5 protein-coding genes and 1 pseudogene are annotated in these 7,054 nt (G+C 57.5%); all 6 read right to left on the reverse strand.

The window, feature by feature from the left end; genetic code table 11:
* Window positions 1-26 precede the first annotated feature (26 nt).
* Complete coding sequence (locus AB3X95_RS29825) at window positions 27-917, reverse strand: ISAzo13 family transposase (protein ID WP_368623244.1); 891 nt, start codon at window positions 915-917, stop codon at window positions 27-29.
* Window positions 880-1,116, reverse strand: coding sequence for a hypothetical protein (locus tag AB3X95_RS29830; protein ID WP_368594398.1), 237 nt, complete (start codon window positions 1,114-1,116; stop codon window positions 880-882). Before AB3X95_RS29830 ends, AB3X95_RS29825 begins: the two co-directional genes overlap by 38 nt.
* A gap of 55 nt (window positions 1,117-1,171) precedes the next feature.
* Window positions 1,172-2,083 (reverse strand): branched-chain amino acid ABC transporter substrate-binding protein, encoded by a 912-nt coding sequence (locus AB3X95_RS29835; RefSeq protein ID WP_368594324.1) that lies wholly within the window; start codon window positions 2,081-2,083, stop codon window positions 1,172-1,174.
* 1,169 nt (window positions 2,084-3,252) lie between these two features.
* On the reverse strand, window positions 3,253-4,413 hold the full coding sequence (locus AB3X95_RS29840) for a mandelate racemase/muconate lactonizing enzyme family protein (RefSeq protein WP_368594323.1): 1,161 nt from the start codon (window positions 4,411-4,413) through the stop codon (window positions 3,253-3,255).
* 523 nt (window positions 4,414-4,936) lie between these two features.
* Window positions 4,937-5,545 (reverse strand): annotated as a pseudogene (gene ribB, locus AB3X95_RS29845) (3,4-dihydroxy-2-butanone-4-phosphate synthase); the annotation flags it as partial.
* Window positions 5,546-5,801: 256 nt separating this feature from the next.
* Window positions 5,802-6,617, reverse strand: coding sequence for a GTP cyclohydrolase FolE2 (folE2, locus tag AB3X95_RS29850; protein WP_368594325.1), 816 nt, complete (start codon window positions 6,615-6,617; stop codon window positions 5,802-5,804).
* Window positions 6,618-7,054: the final 437 nt, after the last annotated feature.

Raw genomic sequence — 7,054 nt, forward strand, 5'->3', positions numbered from 1 at the left:
CCGTCCGTCCGGCTTCATACACTCCGTCAAGGGATGTCAGCGGTAACTTTCAGACCGGTTTTTGTGCGGGTTTTTTCGATCAGCTCACGGACCAGACTGACGCTGCTGAAGACTACGCCAGCGCAGGCTCGCGTAATGTGGGGGAATACGCGGTGCTCGATCGGATTATGCTTCGAGCAGTATGGGGCATAGTGGGCCACCCGGATTTCCAGTCCGAGCCGGTCTGCCAGCTTTTGCAGATCGCTTTTGAAGAGCCACGAATTGCTCGGGTTGCTGCCGCCGCCATCGCACAACAGCAGTAACCGTGTGGCCTGGGGATAATCGGCGCGACCGTGTTTTTCCCACCAGTGCGCCACGCTGTCGCAGGCAAACTGCGTCGTGTCACGGCTCACGCCGATGTTCACATGCGCCTTGTTCAGGCCGATGTCATACAGCCCATGCGGAATGACGCTGCCTTCGCTGTAGCTCGGAAAATCGTGGTCGAAGACTTCAAGCTGTTCGCGCGTGTAGAGCTTGCCGTCGCGATAGAAGTTGCCCAGCATCTCCTTTTTCTTCGTATCGATGCTGATGACAGGCTGGCCGTCTTCGAGATATTCCGCCTTGAGTTGTGCAATACGCTGAAATTGCGCGTCGCGTTGTGCGTGGGATTTGAACGACTTTTTTTTCTGTGATTGCCGCCGGGAAAAACCGTTGCGCTTTAGCAGCTGCCGGACCGTTCGCACGCTCACCCGTGCGTCTACCTGCTGCGTCATCGCCTGTGCGATTTCGCGTGGCTTCAGATCTGTCCAGATGACGCCGTGTTGTGGATTGCCCGCCGTATGCTCTCGCACCACGTCCAGAAATACCGCGTTCCACTCCGGATAGTCAGTTAACCTGGATTTACGCCCCTTTTTTTCGGACCCGCTCTCCAGCCGGATCCAGTTCTTCTTCCAGCTCCTTCAACCCTTGCCTGATTGTTTTCGGGTCAATGTCAAACAGTTTTGCAATATATTCGAAACCGCCATGGCCCAGCTTGTCCGCCTCCACGGCCGCATACCGACGTCGGTCCTTCTCCGACAACCGCATGTACAGCCGCTTCATCCGCGTTTCAATCTCAGCCCGGTAACCAGCCTGCATCGTCTGTCCTCCAGAATGACCGCATCTTACCAGCGTCGCTTTGCACCGGCCAGGGTCACTTCGAGAAGTTATTTCTCACCCGTTCCTTATTCAGCTCAGCTGCACGCGGCATCCTTTCCAACGGCATTCCATACTCCCAACTGTACATGCCCTCCGCGCTGGGCCCGGCCAAACGCAAGAAATTATCGTTGGTAAATCCGCCTTCGCCCATGAACTTCGATCTGATGCCGAGCTGGTGTATCTGCCTCGCCACCCCGGCTGCCTGAAGGTCCTGGCCGACATAAAAAATCAGATCGGGAGTTAATCCTTTAATCGTCGTTAGGATGGCCCGGAAGTCGATCGATTTCGTCGTCGTATATTGCCACGTGACAATTTTGCCGCCCGCGTTTTTCACCGCCTTTACATATTCTGTGACAAGGTTTGTCCCGTAGTCGGTACTGTCATCGATGACCGCAATGCGTTTAGCGCCCAACTGTCTTACAGAATAGTTCGCTGCCAAAACGGCCATCTGCTCATCGTTACTGATAGTGCGAAACGTCGTCGCAAACCCGCGGGCAGTGAAAGTTGGTGAACTTGAAGCAGGGGAAATCTCGGGAATACCGGCACGCTCATACAACGCCGATGCAGCGACTGAGCATCCCGAATTATGGTGTCCTATCACGCCACTCACGCGCTCATCCACAAAGCGCTGCGCAACCAGCACCGCCGTTTTGGGGTCTCCCGCGTCATCCTGAGCGTCCACCTCAAAGCGAATCTTCCGTCCGCCAATAATCAAGCCGGCCTCGTTGGCTTCCTGAAAGGCCAACTTTGCACCGTTCTCTTCATCCTTGCCGTATGATGCCGAAAAACCAGTCAACGGTGCGGGGACGCCAATCTTGACGACTTCGGAGTCATCGGCCTGAACGACAGCTGTCGCTCCAGCGCACCAGAGGATAACAAGCAGAAGATTGGTACCCAGACGATACATTCAATTCCTTCAGTTGTTCGCCACAGATCGTGGATTCTTGTGTTGATGTTCGCAAATTCCGCTAATGATGTCCGTTGCGCGCTAATCTTGTCCATCTATTCCGCTACCGCGGCTGTTCTTCCGCAACGCAACCTCACTTCCCGACGCGACTGACCAAGCGCCGCAGGATCCCGGAGGGCTCTTGTCTGCTCGGCAGTCATCGGGCGCGCGCCAGTCGTACGGGATCGATCGCGCGATGTGCTCGCATGGCGCAGGCAATGTAGAAAGGCAGCCCGGCAGAGGTCAAAAAGGCGACTCGGGACTGGCTGGCGTCTTCGGACCAGATGCCTGACACACCAGCGATAAGATTTGATTCAATGTGGGATGCGGCGCGAGGTGCCTGCCGCACGTGGTCGGAGATGGAAGGCTGGCGCGCGGTTGATGCGCTCACCCCTGCGAGTCGGGGATGTGTGTCACCGGCGCCTAAGCGGTGGGCGACCCTGTTGCTGGCTATACCAAAGCGTCGATGGTTAGTTTGTTGCCCGCTGCGAAAACGCTCGCCTGCAGATCGTCGCGGCGCCCGCGGCCGCAATTGTCGGACGGCGGCTGCGCGCGACGATATGCGTACATCGGTGGCAATGCGCTCCCCTACCCGTCGTTCGCGCCGGTGGCCAGCCCCAGGCCGATGTTCAAGACGGTCGCAGCCGGGATTACGTGAAAACCTGCGGACAATCAAGGGCGGCGACTCGCAGAAGCCGTCTTAGGGTTTTTAACGGTTTCTTCCAACATGTGGTGGCAAGCATCGACGCGGTGGCCGACTACCGACACCCTCAGGTATTCGATTTCCCGCGGCGCTATGGAGCCACCGATACGGCGATTGGGGTGACAGTCTTCGCGCGTTGACTCTTGCTTGGGCTGAATGGCTCAAGCGGCGAGCTCGCGAACGCCGCCGTTCGCAGTCCGCCGCGAACTATACTGCATTGACGGCAAGCGGATTACCTTTGCGGCCGCACGTCCGCGATCGACATGATGCTCGTTTTGATTGCGCGCCAGTAAGGCCACGAATCGGCCTCAACTTCGGTACGCGCTCCGCCGCTACATTCGAAAGGCCATAGCACCACTGCGTCGCAGGTGCGGCTTGCGCGAAGTTTGCTGCGCACCGCCGCCTCCCTTTTGTCTACCGCCTCACTTTAGGCTTCGCACTTCGCCCACAGGAACGGCTTCACGTTCTCGCTTGCGAGCGTAACGCCGAGACCTGGCTTGTCTTCCACCTCCAGCCAACCACCCTTGATACGAGCCTCGGGCGGATTCTCCAGAACCTGGACGTAGTTCTTCGCGTCGCTGAAGTACGGATAGATTTCAAGCGTCATGAAGTTCGCTAGCGTTACGCTTACCTGCAGAGTGCCAGCGGTACATAACGTGCTCGCGCAGTTATGCGGCGCTACACGCAGGTTATACGCCTCGGCCATCGCGGCAATCTTTTTGGTTTCCATCAAGCCGCCCGTATTACCGATGTCCGGCTGCACGATGTCCACGGTCTGGGGCTCCATCACCTTGCGGAAGCCGTATCGGGTGTACAGCCGCTCGCCAGCCGCAATCGACATCTTCGTGGAGTCGGCAATTCGCTTCAACGCGCCGACGTCGAACGCGTCGCACGGCTCTTCGAGCCACGTGATACCCAGGTCCTCATAGCGCTGGCACAGACGAATCGTTTCGTCGGTCGTGAGGCCGCCGCTCAGGTCGAGCATAATCTCGACATCCGAGCCAACGAATTCGACGAGCTTCTTCACGCGTTGATATGCGAGTTCCGTGAACTCCTTGTCGTGAGCACGACGGGTCACGTGCTTGAGGCGGCCGAGATAGTCCTGCGTCGCAAGCGGATAACACTTCAGCGCCTTGTAGCCATCTTCAATCGGTCGTGCGGCAGCTTGTGCCCACTCAGATGCGCCCAAGCAATGGTAGTTCCAGCCGTTTGCGTAGACCGGCACCTTGTCGAAAATTTTCCCACCGAAGAATTCGTAGACAGGGATGCCGATCGCCTTGCCCTTTATATCCCACAAAGCCTGCTCAATCGCGCTGATACCGGCGAAGGTGATTGCGCCGCCACCCTTGGCCCAGAACGACATGTCGTACATTTCCGACCATAGCTCTTCGATTCGGAACGGGTCGCGGCCCAGAATCAGACGCTCGGTGATGTCCTTGATCATGCCTGCGGCTGCCGTGCTGCCGAGGCCGTATGCGATTGCGGCTTCGCCAATGCCGGTCGTGCCGTCATCGGTAACGAGTTCGACGATAATCGGGTTCACATATCCACTCTTGATCAGGTAGATATTCGCGCTCTTGATTTTCATAAAACCTCTAGGTTGACATGGCCCGCGACGCCATCCGGCGGCGTCGTCCAAACCGGTTTGAAACAGTAAAGCTACGTGGATTCGCTTACGCCGCCTCGGCAAAACAGACGCCGCCCAGTACGCCGTAGTCGGCAATTAGAGAGCTGTCGATATCAAGCTCTGCAGCAATCTTCTCGACCACTTCAGCATCACAAAGGAAATGATTTGCTTGCTCTGTCGACTGAGTCTTCTCGCGTCCTTCCCGCAGCACGATAAGTGCGCCACGTTGGCCGAGACTGATGCGCAGCAGTAACTCAGAGAGTTCACCCTGCGGGTCGGTCAGCAAGCCTTCGACTGAGGAGTTATCGGCTGGGAGCCGAACGACGCCGATTGGAAATGAATCACCTTCGCGCTTGGAGCCTCGCACAAGCGCGGTATAAGGTTCGATGGTTACGCCATCGACGAAGGATACTTTCTCAAACACGCCGAAGTCGCTGAAGACGAGGCTTCGGGCGCATTCCCATACCTGTCGGTCATGCACCTTCCGATACGCAACCAGACTCTCAATCGTGCCGACGCGGATACCATGCTTCTTGCCGAATTCAAGCAACTGTGGGAGCCGGGCCATGGTGCCGTCTGGATTCGTGATTTCGCAGATGACCGATGCCGGTTCAAATCCCGCCAATCGCGCGAGGTCGGTCCCCGCTTCAGTGTGACCAGTACGTGCAAGCACACCGCCGTCTTTCGCACAGAGGGGAAATACGTGGCCGGGACTCACGATGTCGGCCGCAGATGCATTCGCCGCAACGGCGGACTGAACCGTCTTCGCGCGGTCGTGCGCGGAGATTCCGGTTGTCACTCCTTGCGCGGCCTCGATTGACACCGTGAACGCAGTCGTATGCGATGACCGGTTGTCTTCCACCATCGGACGCAAGTTGAGCTGCACGCAGCGCTTGCGTGTGAGCGTCAGGCAGACAAGCCCACATGCCTCACGGGCCATGAAGTTAACCATCTGTGGTGTGATGGCTTCGGCGGCAACAACGAGGTCTCCCTCGTTTTCACGGTCCTCGTCGTCAACGAGGATGACCATGCGTCCAGCCCGCACATCGCTAATGATTTCCTCCGGAGAGGAGAGTGTTGCGCGTTCAAACATGTCCAACTCCCAACGCTCGCTTATTGGCGGCCAAAGTTGAGGCCATCTAATGTTGCTTATGTCTCGAGTATGTCAACGCAAAGGCCGTGCCAATTTTTTCGTGAGACATCCGAGCGGCACTAGGACGTTGAATCCTTAGAGCCCTCTGCGCAGGTGCGTTCCCAGCAGTTCCCCGCGGTCTCACGACTGAGACAAACTGACTGACACGGTCTCAGCCGAGCGACTGCTCCGCTGAGGCGGCAGTCTCCGCAGACCGTCAAGAAAACACCGGGCTATTTTCGGAGGCAACCATGGCGTAAGCGCTATGGTTGTGGATGGACTCGAAGTTCTCGGCTTCCACGACGAACGAGCGGACACCGCTGGCCTTGTAGAGTCGCCCCGCAACATCACGCACCAGGTCTTCAACAAACTTCGGGTTTTCGTACGCGTGCTCGGTCACGAACTTCTCATCCGCGCGCTTGAGCAGCGACCATAGCTCGCACGAAGCCTCCTCTTCCGCAATCGCGATAAGGTCTTCGGGCCAAACCTGTGTGCTCACTTCCGCGGTAATCGTGACGTGCGAGCGCTGGTTGTGGGCACCGTACCTCGATATCTTTCTGGAGCAAGGACACAAGCTCGTGACCGGCACCAGGATACGCATCGTCACGCGTGCGGTATCCCCCGTTACCTCACCTATCATCGCTACCTCGTAATCCATGAGGCTTTCGACGCCAGACACTGGAGCAGCTTTGCGAACGAAATAAGGGAACCGTACTTCGAGACGTGCGGAATGTGACTCGAGCAGCTGCTGCGTCGCATGCAGCATTTCACGCATCGCTGCATAACTGAGCGGGGCCTGCCGACCCTCCATAAGCTCGACGAATCTGGACATGTGCGTGCCTCGCTTGTCAGCCTCGAGATACACATCCATCGCCCACTCACCGGTTGTGCGGACCTCTTTGCCCGCCTCGCTCTCTACGACTAACGGATAACGAACGCCGCGAATACCCACGCGGTTGATGGCCAGGCCACGCTCGTCTGCTTGCCCCTGCACGTCGTGTTTTGCCAGATACATTTTTTCTGGAGCGTTCATACGGTTGCCTATTTGATTGGAAATGCCACGCGCAAAGACGTCGCAAGTACCACGCCAGGCACGTCGATGCGATGGGCGGATGACGAGCACCGGATTTCCCATCGGACTTCGGTCGCAGTGCGCCGCCTGTCTCACGTGTGAGCCGCGGCAATCGCAGCGTTGAGACTCGGGAGTTACTCGTGAGACGAATGCAGTTCGTGACGCCACTGTATGGAGCGGCGCTAAACAAGTCATCGGATGGCATAGACATTGCAGAAACGAGGCCGTGCGGAAGAGCCTGCACTCAAACACACATCGGAGTAGAGACAATATGAAACTCGGACTTTTCATGATGCCGCTTCACGACCCGAAGCGGAATTACACGGAGCTGCTCAAGCAGGACCGCGACGCAATCATCATGGCCGACAAGCTCGGCTACGCAGAAGCCTGGGTCGGCG

The sequence above is a fragment of the Paraburkholderia sp. BR13444 genome, from assembly GCF_040948755.1.
GTDB classification, from domain to species: domain Bacteria; phylum Pseudomonadota; class Gammaproteobacteria; order Burkholderiales; family Burkholderiaceae; genus Paraburkholderia; species Paraburkholderia youngii.